The following is a 20295-nucleotide window of genomic DNA, read 5'->3' on the forward strand; positions in this document are numbered from 1 at the left end:
CAGGCCCATGACCCACGCCCCCCTCACCCCTTCGTCGATCCCCGATCGCCCGTCCCTCGACGGGCTCGAGGAGAAGTGGGGGCCGGTATGGGAGGAGCAGGGCACCTACGCCTTCGACCGGGAGCGCGCGCTGAGCCAGCCGCGGGAGCGCACCTACGCGATCGACACCCCTCCGCCCACCGCGTCGGGCTCGCTGCACGTCGGTCACGTCTTCTCGTACACGCACACCGACTGCATCGCCCGGTACAAGCGGATGCAGGGGCTCGAGGTCTTCTACCCCATGGGCTGGGACGACAACGGTCTGCCGACCGAGCGCCGGGTGCAGAACTACTACGGCGTCCGCGGTGACGCCACGCTCCCCTACGCCGAGGGCTTCGTGCCGCCGCAGGAGGGGGCCGAGGGCAAGAGCGTCAAGGCGGCCGACCAGCAGCCGATCAGCCGGCAGAACTTCATCGAGCTGTGCGACGTGCTCACGGTCAAGGACGAGGAGTCCTTCGAGGCGCTCTGGCGTCGCCTGGGTCTCTCGGTGGACTGGAGCATCTCCTACCGGACCATCGACGACCGCTCGCGGGCCACCGCCCAGATGGCCTTCCTGCGCAACCTCGCCCGCGGCGAGGCCTACTCGGTCGAGGCGCCCGGGCTGTGGGACGTCACCTTCCAGACGGCCGTCGCCCAGGCCGAGCTCGAGGCGCGCGACTACCCGGGCGCCTACCACCGCGTCGCCTTCCACCGCGTGGGCGAAGGGGACGGGGCCGGCGAGCCGGTCTACATCGAGACCACCCGCCCCGAGCTGCTCCCCGCCTGCGTGGCCCTCGTCGCGCACCCGGACGACGAGCGGTACCAGCCGCTCTTCGGCCAGAGCGTCACCTCCCCGCTCTTCGGCGTCGAGATCCCCGTCGTCGCGCACGCCGCCGCCGAGATGGACAAGGGCGCCGGCATCGCCATGTGCTGCACCTTCGGCGACCTCACCGACGTCATCTGGTGGCGCGAGCTGCAGCTGCCCACCCGCTCGGTGATCACCCGCAACGGCCGCATCCAGGGCGAGACCCCGGCGTGGATCACTAGCGAGCAGGGCCAGGCCGTCTACGCCGAGATGGCGACCAAGACGACCCACTCGGCACGCATCGCGGTCGTCGACGCCCTCCGGAAGTCCGGCGACCTCGACGGCGAGCCCCAGCAGACCCAGCGCAAGGCCAACTTCTTCGAGAAGGGCGACAAGCCCCTCGAGATCGTCACCTCGCGCCAGTGGTACATCACCAACGGGGGCCGCGACCGCGACCTCAACGAGGCGCTCCTGGCCCGCGGCCGCGAGCTCGACTTCCACCCCTCCTTCATGCGCACCCGCTACGAGAACTGGGTGGGCGGCCTCAACGGCGACTGGCTCATCAGCCGGCAGCGCTTCTTCGGTGTGCCGATCCCGGTCTGGTACCCCGTGGACGTCGATGGCGAGCCGGACCACGACCACCCGATCGTGCCGTCCGAGGAGCAGCTGCCGGTCGACCCGGCGGCCCAGGTGCCTGCCGGCTACGAGGAGTCGCAGCGCGGCGTGCCCGGCGGCTTCGTCGGGGACCCCGACGTCATGGACACCTGGGCGACCTCCTCGCTCAGCCCGCAGATCGCCGGCGGCTGGCTCGAGGCCGAGCGTGAGGGCGACGACCTCTTCGCCCATGTCTTCCCCATGGACCTGCGCCCCCAGGGCCAGGACATCATCCGGACCTGGCTCTTCGCGACCGTCGTACGTGCCCACCTCGAGCACGACTCGCTGCCGTGGACCGACGCGGGCATCTCTGGGTGGATCCTCGACCCGGACCGCAAGAAGATGAGCAAGTCCAAGGGCAACGCCGAGACCCCCGAGGGGATGGTCAAGGACCACGGCGCCGACGGCGTCCGCTACTGGGCGGCCTCGGCCAGGCTCGGCACCGACGCGGCCTTCGACACCGGCCAGATGAAGGTCGGCCGCCGCCTGGCGATCAAGCTGCTCAACGCGAGCAAGTTCGCCCTCGGCTTCGGCGAGCCCGACCTCGAGGGCCGGCATGGGCTGGCCTCGGTCGTCACCGAGCCGCTCGACCGAGCCATGCTGGCGGCGCTCAGCCAGGTGGTCACGGAGGCGACCGCCGCCTTCGAGGGCTACGACCACGCGCGTGCGCTCGAGGTCACCGAGAGCTTCTTCTGGGACTTCTGCGACGACTACATCGAGCTCGTCAAGGACCGGGCGCACGGCGGCGACGCCTCTGCCCGGGCCGCGCTGCGCCTGGCCCTGTCGACCCTGCTGCGGCTGCTCGCCCCCTTCGTCCCCTACGCGACCGAGGAGGTCTGGTCGTGGTGGCAGCAGGGCTCGGTGCACCGTGCCACCTGGCCGTCCTCGGAGGAGCTCGCGCTCGCCGAGCCCGGTGACCCCAAGGTGCTCACCGCCGTCGGCCAGGCTCTCGGCCAGGTCCGCAAGGCCAAGTCGGACGCCAAGGTCGGCATGCGCTCAGAGATCACCGCGGCCACGCTCGTGGCCCCGGTCGCGACCGCCGAGCTGGTCCGACAGGGCGAGGCCGACCTGCGCGCCGCCGGTCGTCTCACCGGGTCGTTCGGCTACGCCGAGGGCGCGGGCGTGGAGCTGCGCGACGTCGAGCTCGTCCCCTTCGTCAAGCCGGCGAAGCAGGTCTGAGGCGAGGTGGCGATCCAGCCCGAGCAGCCGGGGGTGACCCGCGCTCGCGTCACCATCGGGTTCACCCTCCTGCTCGGCATGGCGGTCACGGCCTGGGCACTGCGGATCGAGCCCGGTAACCCGATCTTCTACTGGGGCACGCTGGCGATGGCCGCAACGTGGGTCTGCGGGGCGGTCACGGCCGGTGCGGTGGACCGGTCCCTCCTCGGTCCGGACGAAGGGGTGACCCGCCCGGTCCGTCAGGGGCTGGCCCTGGGTGGCCTTCTGCTCGGGCTCTTCGTCGCCGGCGCCTTCGTCATCGCGGGCATCCCCGTGCTCGCCCGACCCGTCGAGGGGCTGCTCGCGCACGCCGAGGCCGGCTGGCTGCCGCTGGTCGTGCTCGTCACCGCGGTCAACGGCATCGCCGAAGAGGTCTTCTACCGTGGGGCCCTCTTCGAGGTGGCGGGTCGCCACGCCGTGCTCGTCACGACCGCCATCTACGCGACCGTGACCGTCGTGGGCGGGGTGCCTCTGCTCGTGCTCGCCGGGCTGCTGCTGGGCCTGGCGACCGGTGTGCAGCGGCGGGTCACCGGCGGCATCGTCGCCCCGGTCGTCACGCATCTCGTGTGGTCGCTCGGGATGCTGCTCCTGCTCCCCTCGACGCTCGATCTCGCGCAGCGGCTCTGGGGCTGACGGCTACCGGCTGCGCTGCAGAGCCTCGGGCGTCGGCTCGGTGCTGAGCCGCGGCAGGTGGAGCGCCTCGAGCGCGCCACCCGCGCGCGCCCTGGCTCGTCGGTGCCCGGTGGGCTGGACGAGCAGCCACGGCTGCTGCCAGCCGGACAGTGCCAGGCGACCCTCGACGAAGGCATCCCGCTCGGCGACCCGGACCGTGCCCCTGCCGGGGTCGTAGATGTCGAGCACCCGAGCGCCGTCGCCGGGCAGGACGAGCGTGACGTGCCGCGGCAGCGACGCGTTGCCGACGTAGAGCAGGGCGGGCTCCCCGTGGACGACATGCTCGACGAGCCGGTCGTAGGCGGCCAGGCGGGCGTCCCGACCGAGGTGGCGCACCACCACGCACTCATAGCGGGTCCCCAGTGCAGAGGCACCGCCCTCGAGCTCGGCCTTCGCACCCCACGGCGGGGTCCCGAGCGCCCTCGGCCACGGCGGACGGATGCCGGACCGGCCGACGCTCACCCCGTTCGTGCGCCGGTGGACCGTCCGCTCGTAGCTGGCGAAGCGCTCCGCCGGGCTCCCCCCTTCGGCCCCGAGGACCGGGTGCCCCGCGCCGTCCAGCACCCACCGGGCGAAGGGCGGGTCGACAAGCATCCGGGCCACCGTGAGGCAGGCGGCCCCGCAGGTCACCGCGCTCTGCTGGAGCGGCGCGGGCGCTCCGGCGACGAGACGGAAGGGTGGGCTCACGGCCCCTATCCAACCCTCACCGTCGGCGTCGCGCCAGGGTCAGAGGAGGACGCCCGGGTTGAGGATGCCGAAGGGGTCGAGGGCGTCCTTGACCCGTCGGGTCACGGCCATGACCTCGGGGCCGAGCTGCGCGGGGAGCGCAGCGCGCTTGAGCCGGCCGACACCGTGCTCGCCGGTGATCGTGCCGCCGATCTCGACCGCCGCCGCCATGATGTCGGCGAACGCGGCCTGGGCCTTGGCCTCCCCCTCCGGGTCGGTGGCGTCGACGACGATGATCGGGTGGGTGTTGCCGTCGCCGGCGTGGGCGACGACGGGGATCGCCACGCCGCGTGACTGCGCGATCGCCTCGATCCGGGCGAGCAGGTCGGGCAGGAGAGGCACGGCCGCGCCGACGTCCTCGAGGAGCACCCGGCCACGCTGCTCGAGCGCCGGCAGCGCCAGCCGCCGGGCCTGCATGAACATCTCGCCCTCCGCCGGGTCGTCGGTGGAGAAGACCTCGGTGGCCCCGGACTCCTCGCAGGCCCGGAGCATCGTCGCGATCTCGGCATCCCGTGTCGTCCCGACGGCGTCCGAGCGACACAGCAGCAGCGCTCCCGCGGAGCGGTCGAGCCCCATCGGCGCGTAGTCCTCGACGGCGTTGATCGAGGCATGGTCGAGCAGCTCGACCATCGACGCGGCGACCTGGGAGCCGATCGCGACGACGGCGTCCGCGGCTGCCCGCACCGTCGGGAAGGTCGCGACGAGCGTCGCCGCGGGGTGCGGTGCCGGGACGAGCCGCAGGGTCGCCGCCGTGATCACCCCGAGCGTGCCCTCGCTCCCGACGAAGAGCGGCATGAGCGCGAGCCCCGCGACGTCCTTGACGTGGGTGCCGCCGAGGGTGAGGAGGGTGCCGTCGGCGAGGACGACCTCGAGCCCGAGGACGTAGTCGGCGGTGACGCCGTACTTGACGCAGCACAGGCCGCCGGCGTTGGTCGCGATGTTGCCTCCGATCGAGCAGGTCTCGTACGAGCTGGGGTCCGGCGGGTACCAGAGCCCGTGCGCGGCGGCAGCGGCCTTGACCTCGGCGTTGAGCGCACCCGCCTCGACGCGCACGGTGCGGGTGGCGGGGTCGACGGTGCTGGTGCGCATCCGCTCGGTGGACAGGGTGATCGCCTCGCGCTGCCCCGACGCTCCCCCGGAGAGCCCGGTCCCGGCTCCTCGCGGCACGACGGCCACCCCGTGGGCGCTCGCCCAGCGGAGCGTGGCGACGACGTGGTCCGTGCTCTCGGCCCGCACGCAGGCGACGGGCGGCTCGGCGGCAAGGTCGCGAGAGCCGTCGTAGCGATACTTCTCGAGTGCCTCAGGGGTGCGCGTCAGCACCCCGTCGGGGAGGAGCGACGCGAGCTCGGCGAGCGCCTCGGGCTGCGGAGCGGCCATCGAGGGCTCAGGCCGAGCGCTTCTGCTTCGGCTTGCGCTTGGCGCTCTCGTCGTGGCGCACGATCGTCGGCAGGACGTTGTGGCGGACGGTCTCGTCGGTGACGACGACCTGCTTGATGCCCTCGTCGCTCGGCACGTCGAACATCACGGGGAGGAGGACCTCTTCCATGATCGCGCGCAGGCCACGCGCGCCGGTGCCGCGAGCCAGCGCCTGCTCGGCGATGGCGGCGACGGCCTCCTCGGTGAACTCCAGCTCGACGCCGTCGAGCTCGAACATCTTGCGGTACTGCTTGACGAGCGCGTTGCGCGGCTCGGTGAGGATCTGCACGAGCGCGTCGCGGTCGAGCGGGGCGACCGTCGTGATGACCGGGACCCGACCGATGAACTCGGGGATGAGCCCGAACTTCATGAGGTCCTCGGGCATGACGTCGACGATCGACTCGGCGAGATCGGTCGGGGTGTGCAGCTCGGAGCCGAAGCCCAGGCCCTTCTTGCCGCTGCGCGACTCGATGATCTTCTCCAGCCCCGCGAAGGCACCACCGACGATGAAGAGGACGTTCGTCGTGTCGATCTGGATGAACTCCTGGTGCGGGTGCTTGCGCCCGCCCTGCGGCGGCACCGACGCCGTGGTCCCCTCGAGGATCTTGAGCAGGGCCTGCTGCACGCCCTCGCCGGAGACGTCACGGGTGATCGAGGGGTTCTCTGCCTTGCGGGCGATCTTGTCGACCTCGTCGATGTAGATGATCCCCTGCTCGGCCTTCTTGACGTCGTAGTCGGCGGCCTGGATGAGCTTGAGGAGGATGTTCTCCACGTCCTCGCCGACGTAGCCGGCCTCGGTCAGGGCGGTCGCGTCGGCGATGGCGAAGGGGACGTCGAGCATCTTCGCCAGGGTCTGGGCGAGGTAGGTCTTGCCGCAGCCGGTCGGGCCGATGAGCAGGATGTTCGACTTCGCGATGTCGACCTGCTCCTCGTCCCGCTTGGCGGCCGTGCCGCCGGCCGCGCTCTCCTGGATCTGGATGCGCTTGTAGTGGTTGTAGACGGCGACGGCGAGGGACTTCTTGGCCCCGTCCTGGCCGACGATGAACTTCTCGAGGAACTCGAAGATCTCACGCGGCTTGGGCAGCTCGTCGAGCCCGAGGCTGGTGCCCTCGGAGAGCTCCTCCTCGATGATCTCGTTGCAGAGGTCGATGCACTCGTCGCAGATGTACACGCCGGGGCCCGCGATGAGCTTCTTGACCTGCTTCTGGGACTTGCCGCAGAAGGAGCACTTGAGGAGATCTCCGCTCTCGCCGACTCGTGCCACGTCCAGTCCCTTCGATCGGTGCGCCCCTGCATGTCGGGCGTGATCCGTGCGCCCGGGCGACGCCCTCGACGTTACCCGGCGGACCTTGCCGTGCCACCTATTGGACACCGCGTGGCACGGGCGCGTCGCGCCTGTCCGCTGACAGCGCAACGGCCGGGCGAACGGGGGTCAGCCACCCGGACGGCCCACCTGGCCAGCCCGGTCGCGACACGCAGCAGCGCGCGTCTCATGAGGATGAGACGCGCGCTGCGTGCGGCGGGTTCCCCCGCGGGTGGACCGAGGTCGGTCAGTCCTCGAGCGAGGCCTTGCGCGGCGTGAGCACCTGGTCGATGAGGCCGTACTCCTTGGCCTCGTCGGCGCCGAGGATCTTGTCGCGCTCGATGTCCTTGCGGACCTCCTCGGGCGACTTGCCGGAGTGCTTGGCCCAGGTCTCCTCGAGCCACGTCCGCATCCGGAGCACCTCGTTGGCCTGGATCTCGATGTCTGAGGCCTGGCCGTACTCGCCGCCGGCCAGCGCCGGCTGGTGGATGAGGATCCGGCTGTTCGGCAGGGCGAAGCGCTTGCCTGGCGCGCCGGCGGCGAGGAGCACCGCGGCGGCCGAGGCGGCCTGGCCGATGACGAAGGTCTGGATGTCCGGGCGGATGTACTGCATCGTGTCGTAGATCGCCGTCATGGCCGTGAACGAGCCGCCGGGGCTGTTGATGTACATGAGGATGTCTCGCTCGGGCTCCATCGACTCGAGCACGAGCAGCTGGGCGATGATGTCGTCCGCGCTGGCGTCGTCCACCTGCACGCCGAGGAAGATGATCCGGTCCTCGAAGAGCTTGGTGTACGGGTCCATCCGCTTCATGCCGTAGGAGGTGCGCTCCTCGAAGTTCGGCAGGATGTAGCGGCTCGACGGGCCGGGGCGCATCGGGGCGTCGCCGGGCATCGACGTGCGGGCCTGGGGGTCGAAGTGCATCAGTGTCTCTCCTGGTCTCTCGCCGCGCTCAGTCGGTCACCGGGTTGTCAGAACCCGGACCGGCCTGCGCCGCGCTCTCGAAGACGTGGTCGATGAAGCCGTACTCCTTGGCCTCCTCGGCGGAGAACCACCGGTCGCGGTCGGAGTCGGCCTCGATCTGCTCGACGGTCTGGCCGGTGTGCTGCGCGATGAGCTCGGCCATCTGCTTCTTGACGAAGAGCATCTGCTCGGCCTGGATCTTGATGTCCGAGGCCGTGCCGCCGATGCCGCCGGAGGGCTGGTGCATCATGACGCGGGCGTGGGGGGTGGCGTAGCGCTTGCCCGGGGTGCCGGCCGACAGGAGGAACTGGCCCATCGAGGCCGCGAGGCCCATGGCCACGGTGGCGACGTCGTTGGGGATCCACTTCATCGTGTCGAAGATCGCCATGCCCGCCGAGATCGAGCCGCCGGGGCTGTTGATGTACAGCCAGATGTCCTTCTCGGGGTCCTCGGCGGCCAGGAGGAGCATCTGCGCCGCGATCGCGTTCGCGTTGTCGTCGCGCACGTCGGACCCGAGGAAGATGATCCGCTCCTTGAGGAGCCGCTGGTAGATGTGGTCGTCGAGGCCCATGCCGCCCTGGGGGCCGGCCGCGACGATGTTCGGGTGGCTCACGCTCGCTCGCTCTCCGTGATCGGGGTCATCGATATGACTTGTCAGTGACCCTAACGCCGGGAGCGGCCCGCCTACTCCCGGCCCGTCGATGTGTTCGCCGTGAGCGCAACGGGCCGGGAGGGGCAAAGGGGGTGAGGTCAGCCCTGGTCGTCGTCATCCTGGTCGTCGGTGCCGTCGTTGTCGTCGTCCTGGTCCTCCGAGTCGTCCGTGCCGTCGTCGTCCGAGTCGTCGTCGTTGTCGTCCTCGGAGCTGTCGCCCGAGTCCCCCGGGTCCTGGGTCTGGGTGACCGACGGGACGTCGGGCGTCTCCTCCGCGGAGTCGCCGCCGCAGGCAGCGAGGACGAGGGAGGTCGAGAGGGCCAGGGCGGTGATGAGTGAGCGTCGCATGGGTCCCACGGTTCCTTCCGAGGATGAGACGGTGATGAGAGCGGGATGAGGTGGGAGCCGGACTCAGAGCAGGACGTTGAGCAGCACGGTGAGGACGATGCTGGCGATGATCGAGAAGAGGATCATGCCGAGGCAGCCGGCCGTGCCGCCGAGCGGGCGGATCTGGACGCGGGGCCGGTTCGGGTCGTGGGTCATGGCCTGCACGCTAGCCCGCCCTGACCTGCGGCGACGCCGGGACGAAGGGGTGAGCTCACCCCTTCGTCCCGGCCGTCAGCTCTCCTTGGGCGCGGTGACGAGCAGGGCCAGCCCGGAGTGGGCCTCGAGCTCGACGTGGAAGCCGTGCAGCTGGTCGACCTCGCCGACACGCGACCCGTCGCCCATGTCCATGAGCCGGGACCCGGGGGCGAGGTGCTCGCTGATCACCGTGCCGGCGATCGGCTCGGCGGCGAAGTTGAGCACGGTCACCTGCATCTGTCCCTCGATGCCGTCGTACTCGCTGACCATGACGAGCATCGCCGGGTGCGCGACGTCGGGGACATCGACCTGGCGGGTCGTCGCGATCTGGAAGTAGCCGCGCAGGTGGAGCAGGTCCTTGAGCCGACGGGCGAAGGAGGTCTCGTCGGCGAGCTGCTCCGGCAGGGTGCCGTAGAGGGCGCGGGCGCGGGGCATGCCCGCGCTCGACCCCTCGGCGGAGGGGTCCGCCCCGAGGAGGTCGTAGGCGCCGCGGTGGACCCAGCGGGTGTCGCCGCCCTCGAGCAGCGGCTCGACCTTCGGGTGGTCGGCGGGCAGCGGGAGGGCGCCGACGAGGTCCCACCCGGAGAGCGCGAAGACGCCCGGCTGCAGGGCGTTGTACATCGCGAGGAGCAGGTGCGCCTGGCGGATCCGGGCGACCTCTTCCTCGCCGATCGTGTCGAGGTCGCTGATGCCGAGCGAGGCGGCGATGATCGAGGCGGTCGTGCTCGCGATGCCGTTCGTCGTGAAGACGTGGTTGTACGGCGCGGCCTCGCCCGTGAGCCGGTCGATGAGCTCGCCGCGGATCGTCGCCGCGAGGAGCTCGCCGGTGATCTCCTCGCCGCGGAAGACAAACTCCGCGTCGCTGTGCTCGCTCGCGAAGTGGACGAGCTCGTAGGTCATCTCGTCGTGGTTCTGCAGCGCGTGGACGAGACCGACCGCCTCGACCCCCCGGTCCATCGCCTCGCGCATCGTCAGCCGGAGGAACTCGGTGTCCCCCGTGGCGAGCGCGTGGTGGTAGGCGGGCCGGTTGACGAAGTCGTAGGAGAGGTCCGCCCCGGCGCGGGAGGTCGTCGCGATGTCGTCGATCGAGAGGTTGAGCTCCTGGAAGGTGAAGCCGCCGACCTTGCGGACCATCGACCCGATGAGGTGGTTGGCCGCCTCGGAGAGCGGGTGCCCCTCGGACCAGGCGGGTGAGTCCTCGGCCGAGCGCTCGACCCCGAGGAAGCCGTTGGCGTCGAGCCGCAGCCCGCCGGAGCCGAGGTCGCCGATGCTGTGCAGGGCGTCGCCGATGACCATCCGCATCCCGGCGAAGGTGGGGTCGAGCCAGTTGATCGACGGCTGCCCCTCCTTGAAGTAGTGGAGGTAGACCCAGCGCCGGGTCACCCCGTCGGGCCCGGTCACCGGCGCGGTCACCGACCAGTTGGTGTCCTTGACGCCCGGGACGTGGAAGATCACGCGCTGGAGCTTGCCGACGATGTAGCCGGCGTCGGCGAGAGCCTGCTCGGCCTCCTCGTCGAGGTTGGCCGAGTCACGCCCCTCAGGGACGTCGGGCAGCAGGCCCCAGTCCTCCTCGTGGATGAGGACCATGTGGTAGATCCCCGGGTAGTCCTCGACGCCGAGCTCGGCGAGCCGGAAGTCGGCGCCCTTGCCGGTGTGGCCGGGGACGATGTCGTCGATGATCGTGCCGTCGTAGGTGGCCGCCGTCGAGCACATGTAGCGGAACTCGTCCTCGGTGCCGAAGGCCCCGTCGATGTGCGTCGAGATCCGGTCGAAGTGCCCGTCGATGCTCGACGTCATCGACCAGCCGGAGATGCCGCCGGCGACCTTGACCGGTCCGGTGTGCAGGCCCTGGATGCCGATCTCGGAGAAGGTGCTCCACAGGTCGTCCGCGCCGAGGGTGGCGAGGAAGGAGCGGCCGGGCGCGGTGATCATCGAGATCGGGTAGGCGGTGAACCACACCGACGCGGTCCGCACCGCCAGCCGCGGGTCCGGGGTTGCGTAGGGGTTCTGCCACATCGACCCGACCCCGGAGAAGTGGCCCGCGATCGCCTTGGCGTCGGCGAGCATCGACTGGCTCTTGAGCCAGTCGACGTAGACCGCGTTGTCGCCGCAGGGCTCGCCGGAGCGCATCTCGGCGGCCGACGGTGCACCGGTCGGGCGGAGCCGGCCGCGGGGCTTGAGCGCCCGCGGACGGGCCGGGTAGAGGACCTGCGCGAAGTTCGGCTCGTTCGGGTCGTGCTCGAGCAGGTCGGACTCGGTGGCCGCCTCGAGCAGCTCCTCGTCCGGGGTGGGCTCGGGCGTGACGTCCGGGGTGTCGGTCATGAGGTCCAACCCTAGGGTCCGTCGGCGACGCGCAGGCGCGAAGGGGGGTCAGAGCCAGCCGTTGTCCTGGGCCGCCCGGGCGGCCTCGGTCCGGGTGGTCGTCCCGGTCTTGCCGATCGCCGCGGACAGGTGGTTGCGGACAGTGCCGGGCGAGAGGTAGACCTTCGCCGCGATGGTCGAGACCGGAGCCCCGGTGAGGGCCTCGCGGAGCACCTCCTGCTCCCGCGGGGTGAGGGGGTTCACCCCTTCGTAGAGGGACTCCGCGGCCAGCGTCGGGTCGATGACCCTCAGGCCGGCGTCGACCCTGCGGACCGCCTCGGCGAGCTCGGTCGCGGGGGTGTCCTTGACGACGAAACCGCTCGCGCCGGCCTCGAGCGCCCGGCGGACGTAGCCGGCCCGGCCGAAGGTCGTGACGATGAGCGAGCGGCAGGGCGACCCCTGCGCCCGCAGCTCGGCGGCGACCTCGAGGCCGGTGAGCCCGGGCATCTCGATGTCGAGGAGGGCCACCTCGGCGCCCGAGGACTCGACGGCGGCGAGCACCTCGTCCCCGCGCCCGACCTCGGCGACGACCTCGATGTCGTCCTCGAGCGAGAGCAGCGCCGCGAGCGCGCCCCGGACGAGCGCCTGGTCGTCGGCGAGCAGGACCTTGATGCTCACAGCCGCACCTCCACCCTCGTGCCGGGGTCGGCCGGCTCGACGACCACTGTGCCACCGGTCGGCTCGACCCTCTCCCGGAGCCCGCGCAGGCCGTTGCCCTCACGGCTGCCCCGCGAGCCCCGGCCGTCGTCGGTGACGGCGATGCGGTCCTCGCCGACCTCGATCCGGCAGGTGGTGGCGGCGCTGTGGCGCAGGACGTTGGTCGTCAGCTCGCGGACCGCCCAGGCCAGGGCGATCCGGTGCCGGGGGTCGACCTCGTGCGGGTCGCCCTCGACGCTCGCCGCGATGCCCGCGTCCCCGAGCGCGGACCGGGCGGAGTCGAGCTCGTCGGTGAGGCGGGCGACCCGCAGACCGGCGACGGTCGCACGGATCTCGGCGAGCGCCTCGCGGGCGATCGAGCGCACCTCGGCGAGCTCGACCTTGGCCCGCTCGGGGTCGGCGTCGACGAGCCGCTCGGCGAGCTCGGCCTTGATCGTCACGACGGTCAGCGAGTGGCCCAGCACGTCGTGGACGTCGCGGGCGACCCGCTCGCGCTCCTCGGAGATCTCCAGCTGCCGGGCCACCTCCCGCTGCCGCTCGCTGCCGCCCTCGAGCACCCTGACGGGGACGAGGGTGAGCGTGACCATCGGGTAGATGAGGAAGAAGAAGAACCAGTCGACCACCCGCGCGAAGACCGACGTCGACACCGCGAGGATCACAAGGGCCAGCACGAGGGCGGCGAGCGCCTGCCGGGTCGGCAGCGCGATCCCGGTGAGAGCGAGGACGAAGGGGACGAGGCCGAGCGCCCCGAGCCCGATGACCGGGACCGCGGCCAGGGCGAGGGCGACGAGCAGCCCGATGAAGCCCCACGGGTAGACCCCGGACCCCGGAGCGGCGGACTGGTCGTCGAGCCATATCGCGTAGAGGTAGACACCCGCGAAGACGGCGAGCGCGAGGACCGTCGCCCCCTTCGCGACGGACGACGCCTCGGCCCGGACCGCGCCGATGAGTGGGAAGGCCATGAAGACGAGCCAGATCGCCCCCATGAGCCAGCCGTAGCGGACCCAGGGGTCGTCCGTCGGTGCCGCCCCCTGCGTGGCACCGACGGACGAGGCCTCGTCGAGCCTCACTGGCGTCCCCGGCCGCGGCGGACGAGGAGGACGGCGACGACGGCGAAGACCACGCCCCACACCGCGAGGTTTGTCACCGAGACCCACAGCGGCTCGAGCTCGGGTGCCGCGCCCTGCTGGGTGATGAGGTAACCCTCGGTGAGGGGGCGGCGGGCGAGGCTCACGTAGCCGTAGAGCGGGGTGAAGCGGGCGATGTCGAGCATCGTCCCCGAGAGCGGCACGAAGACGTTGCCGAGGAAGGCGAGGATCACCAGCGCGCCCGAGGCGGCGCCGACGGCGTTCTCGCTGCGGAAGGCGAGACCGACGGCCAGGCCGTAGAGCGCGAAGACCGCGCCACCGGCCAGGACGATGAGGCCGGACAGCACCCAGGCCCGGGTCTCCCCCTTCGCCCCGGTGAGCAGGCCGATCCCGTAGATGAGGGCGATGGGGATCGCCGCGACGATGAGCGCGGTCGCAGCCTTGCTCGCGACGAAGGTCGAGTCCCGCATGGGGGTCAGGCCGAGCTGGCGCCCCCAGCCCTGCATCTTCTCGACGGCCGCGAGACCTCCGATCGAGGTCGTCGCGGTCACCGCGCCGTAGGCAGCCATGGAGACCATGATCCACATCGCGACGTTGCCGTTGCCGGCCGACTCGTCCTTGTAGCTCTGGGTCGCGCCGAAGATCACGTACATGAAGGCCGGCAGGACCGCGGTGAAGAAGAGGCCGACGGGGTCGCGGAAGATCCTCTTGAGCTCGAGCCTGGTGAAGGTCGGGTTGATCGTCGTCATCGGGTGCCTCCTGCGTCGGCGGGGGTCGTCAGGGCGAGGAAGGCCTCGTCGAGCGATCCCGTGGTGATCTCGAGGTTGCTGCCGCCGAGATCGGTGAGCAGCGCGATGGCCAAGGCGTCGGAGTCCGCAGCAAGCACCTGGACCCGGTCGCCATGACGGTCGAAGGCACGCACCCCGGGCAGGGCGCGCACCGCGTCGTCGAGGGAGGGGTCGAGGTCGGCCGCGACCACGCGGCCGCTCGCCTGCGCCCGGATCGCCTCGGTCGAGTCGTCGGCGACCACCCGGCCGTCGGCGACGAGGACGATGCGTTCGGCGAAGGCGTTGGCCTCCTCGAGGTAGTGCGTCGCGAAGACGACTGTGCGGCCCTGCGCCGCCTCCGCGTGCATCGCGGCCCAGAAGTCCCGCCGGGCAGCGACGTCCATGCCGGCCGTCGGCTCGTCGAGGACGAGGAGGTCCGGGTCGGGCAGGAGCGCGAGCGCGAAGCGCAGCCGCTGCTGCTCACCTCCGGAGCACTTGCTCACCCGGCGCCGCGCGAGCCTGGTGATGCCGGCCCGCTCCATGACGTCCGCGACCGGCTGCGGCGACTCGAAGGTCGAGGCGATCACCCGCACCGTCTCCTCGACGGTGAGGTCGCGGAGCAGGCCGCCGGTCTGGAGGACGGCCGAGATGCGGCCGGCGTCGACTGCGCGGCGGGGCGGGAGACCGAAGATCTCCACGGTCCCTGAGGTGGGCGTCGTGAGCCCGAGGACCATGTCGAGCGTCGTCGTCTTGCCGGCACCGTTGGGGCCGAGCATCGCGACGACCTCGCCCGGCGCGATCTCGAGGTCGATGCCGCGCACGGCCTCGACGCGGTCGCGTCCGACGGCGAAGCTCTTCGAGACCTCCCGCAGACGGAGCGCGGGATGGGCGGAGCCGCTCGTGGGGGCCGGGCGCTGCGGTGCGGTCGCTGCTCTCATGCCCCCAGCATGACCGGACGAGGAGGTGACGCGCTCCCCCCTTCGTCACGTCGGGGAGATGACAGCTGTCACGGGTCAGCCCTGCGGCCGGTCGAACTCCCCGGCGTCGCCCGTGGGTGTCCCAAGGTGCTCCCGGGCCCAGCGCGGCACGACGAAGAGTCCCTGCGCGCGGGCGGTGACCTGGCCGTCGGGGCCGAGCAGCTCGCCGGTGACGGTCATCTTCCAGCCGTCCTGGCCGGTGAGCCAGGCCCGCGCCGAGACCCGGCCGAGCGGCGTGGGTCGCTCGTAGGTGGTGTTGAGGTAGGCCGTCATCCCCGGCCGACCGAGCGCCGAGGGGACGTGCCCGAGGACCTGGTCGAGGACCGCCGCGATGATGCCGCCGTGGACGTGGTGCGGCGGGCCCTCGTAGGCCGGCCCGAGCGTGCACGTCGCGGTGGCGCTCTGGCCGTCCGACTCGATGACCATCGGCGGGGCGAGCGGGTTGCGCGACCCGACCATCGCGTTGCCGTGGTCACGCAGCCGGCCGTCGCTGCAGGTCTCGAGGCCGAGCGGCCCGTCCTGCGCCTTGCGACGCAGGTCGGCGGTCAGCGCGTCGACCCGGGCGACCAGGTCTGGGACGTCAGCCGTCGCGACCCTCGTCCTCAGGGTGGCGTCGACGAGTCGTCGCACCGAGCCGGCGAGGTCGGCGTAGGCCGCCTCCTGCGCGGCGAGGGCCTGAGGGTCCTCGACGGGGAAGGGCGACTCGAAGGTCCCTGCGGTCATGCCTGCTCTCCTCGCTGCTGTGCGGCCAGTCGTCGGGGATCATCCTCCTCCGCCACGGCGGGCAGGGTGATGAGGGCCAGCAGGATCATCACCGAGACGACGAGCAGGGCGCGCAGGATGCCCACGTGGTCGCCGAGGAAGCCGAGCACCGGCGGCCCGACGATGAAGGCGCCGTAGCCGATCGTCGCGACGACGGACATGCGGGTGGCGGCCCTGCGGGGGTCGTCCGCCGCGGCGCTCATGCCGACGGGGAAGCCGAGGCTCACGCCGAAGCCCCACAGCAGCGTGCCGACGTACGCCAGCGCGGGCGGCGCGAAGACGACGAGGAGCGAGCCCACCGCGGCGACGAGCAGCATCGGGAAGAGCACCCGACGCCGGCCGTAGGTGTCGAGCAGACGCGTGCCGAGCACCCGCCCGGCGGTCATCGAGCCGAGGAAGCACGCGAAGGCGACGACGCCGGCCCAGGTCGGCACGTGGTGCCCCTCGACGAAGGCGACCGCGATCCAGTCGTTGGCGGTCCCCTCGGTGAAGGCGGCGACGAGGACGAAGAGGCCGATGAGCAGGGTCCGCGGCTCGCGCCAGGCCGAGCGCGCCGGCGCGCCCTCCGCGGGGTCGGCGACGTGCACGGGGTCGGGCAGGAAGCGGCGCTGGCCGAGGACGACGAGCGGCACGACGACGGCGACGACCGCGGCGAGGTGCGCGATCACCGGCACGTGGAGGGCGACGAGGCCGGCGCCGAGCAGCGCCGCGAGCACCGTGCCCCCGCTGAAGAACGCGTGGTAGAGCGGCATCGTCGCGCGACCGCGGGCGCGCTCGGTCGTCGCACCCTGGAGGTTCATCGCGACGTCCCAGAGGCTGACCCCGACCGAGGTGATGAGCAGCGCGCCGGAGACGAACCAGCGCGACCCGACCACGCTCGCGCCGAGGCCCACACCGACGATGCCGACGGCCGCGAGCACGCCACCGACGGCGACCGCACGGTTGGTGCCGATCCGCTCGGAGATCCGGCCCGCGAGGGGCAGCGCGACGAGCGAGCCGACGCTGCCTGCGAGCAGGGTCATGCCGAGCTCACCCGAGGTGAGGTCGAGCAGCCGCTTGATGTCCGGCAGACGCGACGCCCAGGTCGCGAAGGCCACTCCGGCGAGGGCGAAGGCGAGCAGGACGGCGCGGTGCGCCGCCACCGTCTGGTCGGGGCCGACGCGGGCGGTCGTCGTGCTGCCAGGCACGTGGGTCACGGGTGTCCTCGGGCGGTGCGAAGGGGGATCCCGGCGCGGGATCGGGTCGGTGGGAGCCGGTCGAATCGTTTCGATCGAATCGTTTCGATAGTGTGGCCGCCATGACCCGGTCACGTCAAACCAGCGCACGGCCCACGCTGCGCGACGTCGCCCAGCGCGCGGGCGTCTCGACCTCTACCGCCTCGATCGCCTACTCGGGCCGCGGCAACGTCGCCCCCGAGACCGCCGCGCGGGTCCGGGCTGCCGCCGAGGAGCTCGGCTACGCCGGCCCCGACCCCCGCGCGTCCTCGCTGCGCAGCGGCCGCGCCGGTGCGGTCGCCGTCCTCGTCGAGGGCCGGCTCATGCTCGCCTTCCGCGACCCCTTCGCCGTGAGCGTCCTCGACGGTCTCGCCGAGGCCTTCGAAGAGCTCGGCAGCGGCATGCTGCTGCTCAGCCAGCCGCCCAACGACCCGGGCTCCGTCGTCGACCAGCTCGCCGGCATGGCCCTTGACGCCCTCGTCTTCTCGCTCTGCGGGCCGGTGCAGAACCCGGTCGTCGAGCACTGCGCCGCCCGCGGCATCCCGATGTTCGGCACCGGCCGCCCCGCCGACCCTCGCGTGCGGCAGGTCCGCATCGACGAGCGGGCCGCGAGCGCGTCCGTGGCGCGGCACCTCGCCGGGCTGGGCCACCGTGACGTCGCGGCCGTGACGATGCCGATGCGCCCGGGCGCGAGCGCCGGACCCCTCCCCCGCGGCGCCGAGGAGGATGCGAGCTTCACCGACAGCCGCGACCGCCTCCTCGGGCTGCGCGATGTCCTCGGCCCCGAGCGCGCGGCCTGGCAGGCGGCCGACGCGAGCTCGGTCGACGACGGGCATGCCGCCGGGATGGCGCTGCTCGCCGACGCGACCGACCGGCCGACCGCCGTCGCCGCACAGAGCGACCTGCTCGCCCTCGGCGTCCTCCGCGCGGCGGATGAGCTCGGTCTGCGGGTCCCCGAGGACGTCTCGGTCACCGGCTTCGACGGCATCGTCGCCCCGTGGTCGCCGCACCGGCTGACGACCGTCGACCAGCACGGCCAGGCCAAGGGGAGGCTCCTCGGCGACCTCGTCGCACGCACCCTCGCGGGCGAGCCGACCGAGGACCTCGTCCAGGAGACGGCCCTGCGGGTCGGGACGACCACCGCTCCCCCACCCGCCTGACGGCACCTGCCCGGTGACGGCGAAGGGGGACCCGACCGGCGTGCGGTCGGGTCCCCCTTCGTCAGCGGTGAGCCGGGCTCAGGCCTTGTCGTCGACCTGCTCGGTGGTCTCGGCGCCCTCGGTGGGCTCGGCAGACTCCTCGGCGCCCTCGGTGGTCTCGGCAGACTCCTCGGTGGGAGCTTCCTCGGCGCTCTCGTCCGCACCCTCCGCGTCGTCCCCGGTCGGGACGAGCTCGTCGAGGTCGATGACGTTGCCGTCGGTGTCGGTGATCTTCGCCTTGTCGAGGACCGCGGCCAGCGCCTTGCGGCGGCCGACCTCGCCGACCATCGAGGACACCTGACCCTGCTGGTCGATGAGCTGGGCGAACTGGTTGGGGTCCATGCCGTACTGCTGGGCCTGCATGATGAGGTACTCGACGAGCTCGGGCTGGCCGACCTCGACCTCCTCGGCCTCGACGACGGCGTCGAGCACGAACTGCGCCTTGAGCGCGCGTCGGGTCGACTCGTCGACCTCGGCACGGTGCTCGTCGTCCTCGAGACGGCCCTCGCCCTCGAGGTGCTGGTGGATCTCGGCCTCGATGATGCTCTCGGGCAGGTCCATCTCGACCGCGTCGAGGAGAGCCTCGAGGACCTTGTCGCGGGCCTGGATGCCCTGCTCGAACTTCTTGGCCTGCTCGGCCTGCTGGGTGACGTCGGCGCGGAGCTCCTCGGCGGTGTCGAACTCGCTGGCCATCTGGGCGAAGTCGTCGTCGACCTCGGGCAGCTCGCGGACCTTGACCGACTGGACGGTCACGGTGCACGCGGCGTCCTGGCCGGCCTTGTCGCCACCGGCGAGCGGGGCGGTGAAGTCCTTGGTCTCGCCCTTGCTCATACCGACGAGGGCCTCGTCCATGCCGGGGAGCATGGTGCCGGAGCCGACCTCGTAGGAGATGCCCTCGACGGCGTCGACCTCCTCGCCGTCGATCTCGGCCTTGAGGTCGATGGAGACGAAGTCACCGTCCTCGACGGCGCGGTCGACACCGGTCAGGGTGCCGAAGCGCTCGCGCAGCTCGGTCATGCGGGCCTCGACGTCCTCGTCCGAGACGGTGACCGGGTCGACCGTGACCTCGAGGGCGTCGTAGGACGGGAGGGTGAACTCGGGGCGGACGTCGACCTCGACGGTGAAGACGAGCTCCTCGCCGTCACCGAGGGGCAGCTGGGTGACCTCGACCTCGGGCTGACCGAGGGGCTTGAGGTCCTCCTGCTCGACGGCCTGGCCGAAGAACTCGGGGAGCGCCTCGTTGACGGCCTCCTGGAGGACGGCGGCCTTGCCGACCCGCTGCTCGATGATCCGGGTGGGGATCTTGCCGGCGCGGAAGCCGGGGACCTGGATCTGGCTGCCGATGGCCTTCAGCGCCGCGTCGACGTGGGGCTGCAGCTCATCGCTGGTGACCTCGACGGTCATCTTGACCCGGGTCGGGTTGAGCTTCTCGACGGCACTCTTCACTGCTGGCACTCCAAAGGTCTTGGCGTTTGATCGCGGGGATCTCTTGCATGGTGCGCGGGCCTCGCGAGAGACCGACGCCGGCGCAGGCGCCCGGATGACCGGGTGGACGCGCGAGTTCTCGCGCCACAGTACCCGGACACCCGGACGTGGACCCAACCGGCGGGCCGGGTGCCTAGGGTGACGTCATGACGACCGCCACCCTCGCGAACCCCCTCCAGGCCCTGCGCGTCGTCGTCGCCACGATGGCGGGTGCCGCGACGCTCATGCTCCTCGTCGGAGCGTTCTCCAACGGGCTGGGCGAGCCGTCGGAGCCGGTGTGGCTCGGCATCCAGCTCGTGGCCATCCTCGGGTGCGCTGCCGCAGCGCTGACGATCGGCTTCCGGGTGCCGGCCCTGGACCCCGCGGCCCCGGACGTCGACAAGCGTGCGATGGCCGCGATGCAGACCTCGACCATGCTGCGGACGGCGCTCTCCGAGGCCCCCGCGATCATCGGGCTGGCGCTGAGCTTCGTCGCGGCCTCGGGCCAGGTGGCCCTGCTCGGCCTGCTCGCCATCCCGGTGATGCTCTGGGTCTCGTGGCCCAGCCGCGCCAACGTCTCCCGCGTCGAGCGCGGCCTCGACGCGCGAGGTGCGCGCTCGGGCCTGAGCCGGCGGCTCGACGGGTCGGGGTAGCCGGATTCGAACCGGCGGCCTTCCGCTCCCAAAGCGGACGCGCTACCAAGCTGCGCCATACCCCGTCGCCGGCGGCGGGTCGGACGGTGGCGTGGCCACCCGATTCGGCCCGCCGGTCGGTCGCGCACTAGGCTAGCCCGTGCTGCT

Annotated in this window: 19 protein-coding genes and 1 tRNA gene; 4 read left to right on the forward strand and 16 right to left on the reverse strand. The window is 72.0% G+C overall.

Annotated elements, in window-relative coordinates; all coding sequences use genetic code 11:
* Positions 1 to 7 precede the first annotated feature (7 nt).
* Together valS and JNO54_RS11590 are read left to right on the forward strand one after the other, a co-directional pair.
* On the forward strand, positions 8 to 2656 hold the full coding sequence (gene valS / locus JNO54_RS11585) for a valine--tRNA ligase (protein WP_204144038.1): 2649 nt from the start codon (positions 8 to 10) through the stop codon (positions 2654 to 2656).
* 33 nt (positions 2657 to 2689) lie between these two features.
* Positions 2690 to 3328 carry a CPBP family glutamic-type intramembrane protease gene (locus tag JNO54_RS11590; RefSeq protein WP_204144039.1) on the forward strand — a complete coding sequence of 213 codons (639 nt, stop codon included), beginning with the start codon at positions 2690 to 2692 and terminating at the stop codon, positions 3326 to 3328.
* 3 nt (positions 3329 to 3331) lie between these two features.
* Here the strand turns inward: JNO54_RS11590 and JNO54_RS11595 are convergent, their stop codons facing one another.
* The 14 genes from JNO54_RS11595 to JNO54_RS11655 all read right to left on the reverse strand — a co-directional run bounded on the left by JNO54_RS11595 (position 3332) and on the right by JNO54_RS11655 (position 16814).
* Positions 3332 to 4054, reverse strand: coding sequence for a hypothetical protein (locus JNO54_RS11595; RefSeq protein WP_204144040.1), 723 nt, complete (start codon positions 4052 to 4054; stop codon positions 3332 to 3334).
* A gap of 39 nt (positions 4055 to 4093) precedes the next feature.
* Positions 4094 to 5470, reverse strand: coding sequence for an FAD-binding oxidoreductase (locus tag JNO54_RS11600; RefSeq protein ID WP_204144041.1), 1377 nt, complete (start codon positions 5468 to 5470; stop codon positions 4094 to 4096).
* A gap of 7 nt (positions 5471 to 5477) precedes the next feature.
* A complete protein-coding gene (gene clpX, locus JNO54_RS11605) occupies positions 5478 to 6773 on the reverse strand; it encodes an ATP-dependent Clp protease ATP-binding subunit ClpX (protein WP_204144042.1) in 1296 nt (431 codons plus the stop codon).
* A 286-nt stretch (positions 6774 to 7059) separates the two neighbouring features.
* Entirely contained in the window at positions 7060 to 7734 is a 675-nt protein-coding gene (locus tag JNO54_RS11610; protein WP_307818188.1) for an ATP-dependent Clp protease proteolytic subunit, read from the reverse strand.
* 28 nt (positions 7735 to 7762) lie between these two features.
* Positions 7763 to 8344: an ATP-dependent Clp protease proteolytic subunit gene (locus JNO54_RS11615; RefSeq protein ID WP_204144696.1), complete on the reverse strand. Its 582-nt coding sequence runs from the start codon at positions 8342 to 8344 to the stop codon at positions 7763 to 7765.
* 179 nt (positions 8345 to 8523) lie between these two features.
* Positions 8524 to 8772 (reverse strand): hypothetical protein, encoded by a 249-nt coding sequence (locus JNO54_RS11620; RefSeq protein ID WP_204144043.1) that lies wholly within the window; start codon positions 8770 to 8772, stop codon positions 8524 to 8526.
* 63 nt (positions 8773 to 8835) lie between these two features.
* Complete coding sequence (locus JNO54_RS14820; RefSeq protein ID WP_267911244.1) at positions 8836 to 8967, reverse strand: hypothetical protein; 132 nt, start codon at positions 8965 to 8967, stop codon at positions 8836 to 8838.
* Positions 8968 to 9042: 75 nt separating this feature from the next.
* Positions 9043 to 11328, reverse strand: coding sequence for a maltose alpha-D-glucosyltransferase (gene treS, locus JNO54_RS11625; protein WP_204144044.1), 2286 nt, complete (start codon positions 11326 to 11328; stop codon positions 9043 to 9045).
* A gap of 48 nt (positions 11329 to 11376) precedes the next feature.
* Complete coding sequence (locus tag JNO54_RS11630; protein WP_204144045.1) at positions 11377 to 11985, reverse strand: response regulator transcription factor; 609 nt, start codon at positions 11983 to 11985, stop codon at positions 11377 to 11379.
* Positions 11982 to 13094, reverse strand: coding sequence for a sensor histidine kinase (locus tag JNO54_RS15020; protein WP_204144046.1), 1113 nt, complete (start codon positions 13092 to 13094; stop codon positions 11982 to 11984). Before JNO54_RS15020 ends, JNO54_RS11630 begins: the two co-directional genes overlap by 4 nt.
* Positions 13091 to 13861 (reverse strand): ABC transporter permease, encoded by a 771-nt coding sequence (locus tag JNO54_RS11640; protein WP_233703235.1) that lies wholly within the window; start codon positions 13859 to 13861, stop codon positions 13091 to 13093. Before JNO54_RS11640 ends, JNO54_RS15020 begins: the two co-directional genes overlap by 4 nt.
* Complete coding sequence (locus JNO54_RS11645) at positions 13858 to 14817, reverse strand: ABC transporter ATP-binding protein (RefSeq protein ID WP_204144047.1); 960 nt, start codon at positions 14815 to 14817, stop codon at positions 13858 to 13860. Before JNO54_RS11645 ends, JNO54_RS11640 begins: the two co-directional genes overlap by 4 nt.
* Before the next feature lie 75 nt (positions 14818 to 14892).
* The gene (locus JNO54_RS11650) at positions 14893 to 15579 is read right to left on the reverse strand and encodes a PaaI family thioesterase (protein ID WP_204144048.1); all 687 of its coding nucleotides are present in this window, start codon (positions 15577 to 15579) and stop codon (positions 14893 to 14895) included.
* Positions 15576 to 16814: an MFS transporter gene (locus JNO54_RS11655; RefSeq protein WP_307818190.1), complete on the reverse strand. Its 1239-nt coding sequence runs from the start codon at positions 16812 to 16814 to the stop codon at positions 15576 to 15578. Before JNO54_RS11655 ends, JNO54_RS11650 begins: the two co-directional genes overlap by 4 nt.
* Positions 16815 to 16915: 101 nt before the next feature.
* Between JNO54_RS11655 and JNO54_RS11660 the strand changes: the two genes are divergently transcribed.
* Positions 16916 to 17992 (forward strand): LacI family DNA-binding transcriptional regulator, encoded by a 1077-nt coding sequence (locus tag JNO54_RS11660; RefSeq protein WP_204144049.1) that lies wholly within the window; start codon positions 16916 to 16918, stop codon positions 17990 to 17992.
* A 78-nt stretch (positions 17993 to 18070) separates the two neighbouring features.
* On the opposite strand, the gene tig is transcribed toward JNO54_RS11660, so the two are convergent.
* Positions 18071 to 19477: a trigger factor gene (gene tig / locus JNO54_RS11665; protein WP_204144050.1), complete on the reverse strand. Its 1407-nt coding sequence runs from the start codon at positions 19475 to 19477 to the stop codon at positions 18071 to 18073.
* 185 nt (positions 19478 to 19662) lie between these two features.
* Here tig and JNO54_RS11670 point away from each other — a divergent pair, with 185 nt between their 5' ends.
* Entirely contained in the window at positions 19663 to 20148 is a 486-nt protein-coding gene (locus JNO54_RS11670; protein WP_204144051.1) for a hypothetical protein, read from the forward strand.
* Here JNO54_RS11670 and JNO54_RS11675 read toward each other — a convergent pair.
* A tRNA-Pro gene (locus JNO54_RS11675) sits at positions 20140 to 20213 on the reverse strand. The genes JNO54_RS11670 and JNO54_RS11675 overlap by 9 nt on opposite strands.
* Between the last annotated feature and the right edge of the window lie 82 nt (positions 20214 to 20295).

The sequence above is a fragment of the Janibacter endophyticus genome (assembly GCF_016888335.1).
GTDB classification, from domain to species: Bacteria; Actinomycetota; Actinomycetes; order Actinomycetales; family Dermatophilaceae; genus Marihabitans; species Marihabitans endophyticum.

Bases quoted from the DNA above. Each gene is read 5' to 3' on its own strand.
- valS (WP_204144038.1), top strand. From the start codon at position 8: ATGACCCACGCCCCCCTCACCCCTTCGTCGATCCCCGATCGCCCGTCC.
- JNO54_RS11600 (WP_204144041.1), bottom strand. From the start codon at position 5,470: ATGGCCGCTCCGCAGCCCGAGGCGCTCGCCGAGCTCGCGTCGCTCCTC.
- JNO54_RS11610 (WP_307818188.1), bottom strand. From the start codon at position 7,734: ATGCACTTCGACCCCCAGGCCCGCACGTCGATGCCCGGCGACGCCCCG.
- JNO54_RS11615 (WP_204144696.1), bottom strand. From the start codon at position 8,344: ATGGGCCTCGACGACCACATCTACCAGCGGCTCCTCAAGGAGCGGATC.
- JNO54_RS11620 (WP_204144043.1), bottom strand. From the start codon at position 8,772: ATGCGACGCTCACTCATCACCGCCCTGGCCCTCTCGACCTCCCTCGTC.
- JNO54_RS14820 (WP_267911244.1), bottom strand. From the start codon at position 8,967: ATGACCCACGACCCGAACCGGCCCCGCGTCCAGATCCGCCCGCTCGGC.
- treS (WP_204144044.1), bottom strand. From the start codon at position 11,328: ATGACCGACACCCCGGACGTCACGCCCGAGCCCACCCCGGACGAGGAG.
- JNO54_RS11640 (WP_233703235.1), bottom strand. From the start codon at position 13,861: ATGACGACGATCAACCCGACCTTCACCAGGCTCGAGCTCAAGAGGATC.
- JNO54_RS11645 (WP_204144047.1), bottom strand. From the start codon at position 14,817: ATGAGAGCAGCGACCGCACCGCAGCGCCCGGCCCCCACGAGCGGCTCC.
- JNO54_RS11650 (WP_204144048.1), bottom strand. From the start codon at position 15,579: ATGACCGCAGGGACCTTCGAGTCGCCCTTCCCCGTCGAGGACCCTCAG.
- JNO54_RS11660 (WP_204144049.1), top strand. From the start codon at position 16,916: ATGACCCGGTCACGTCAAACCAGCGCACGGCCCACGCTGCGCGACGTC.
- JNO54_RS11670 (WP_204144051.1), top strand. From the start codon at position 19,663: ATGACGACCGCCACCCTCGCGAACCCCCTCCAGGCCCTGCGCGTCGTC.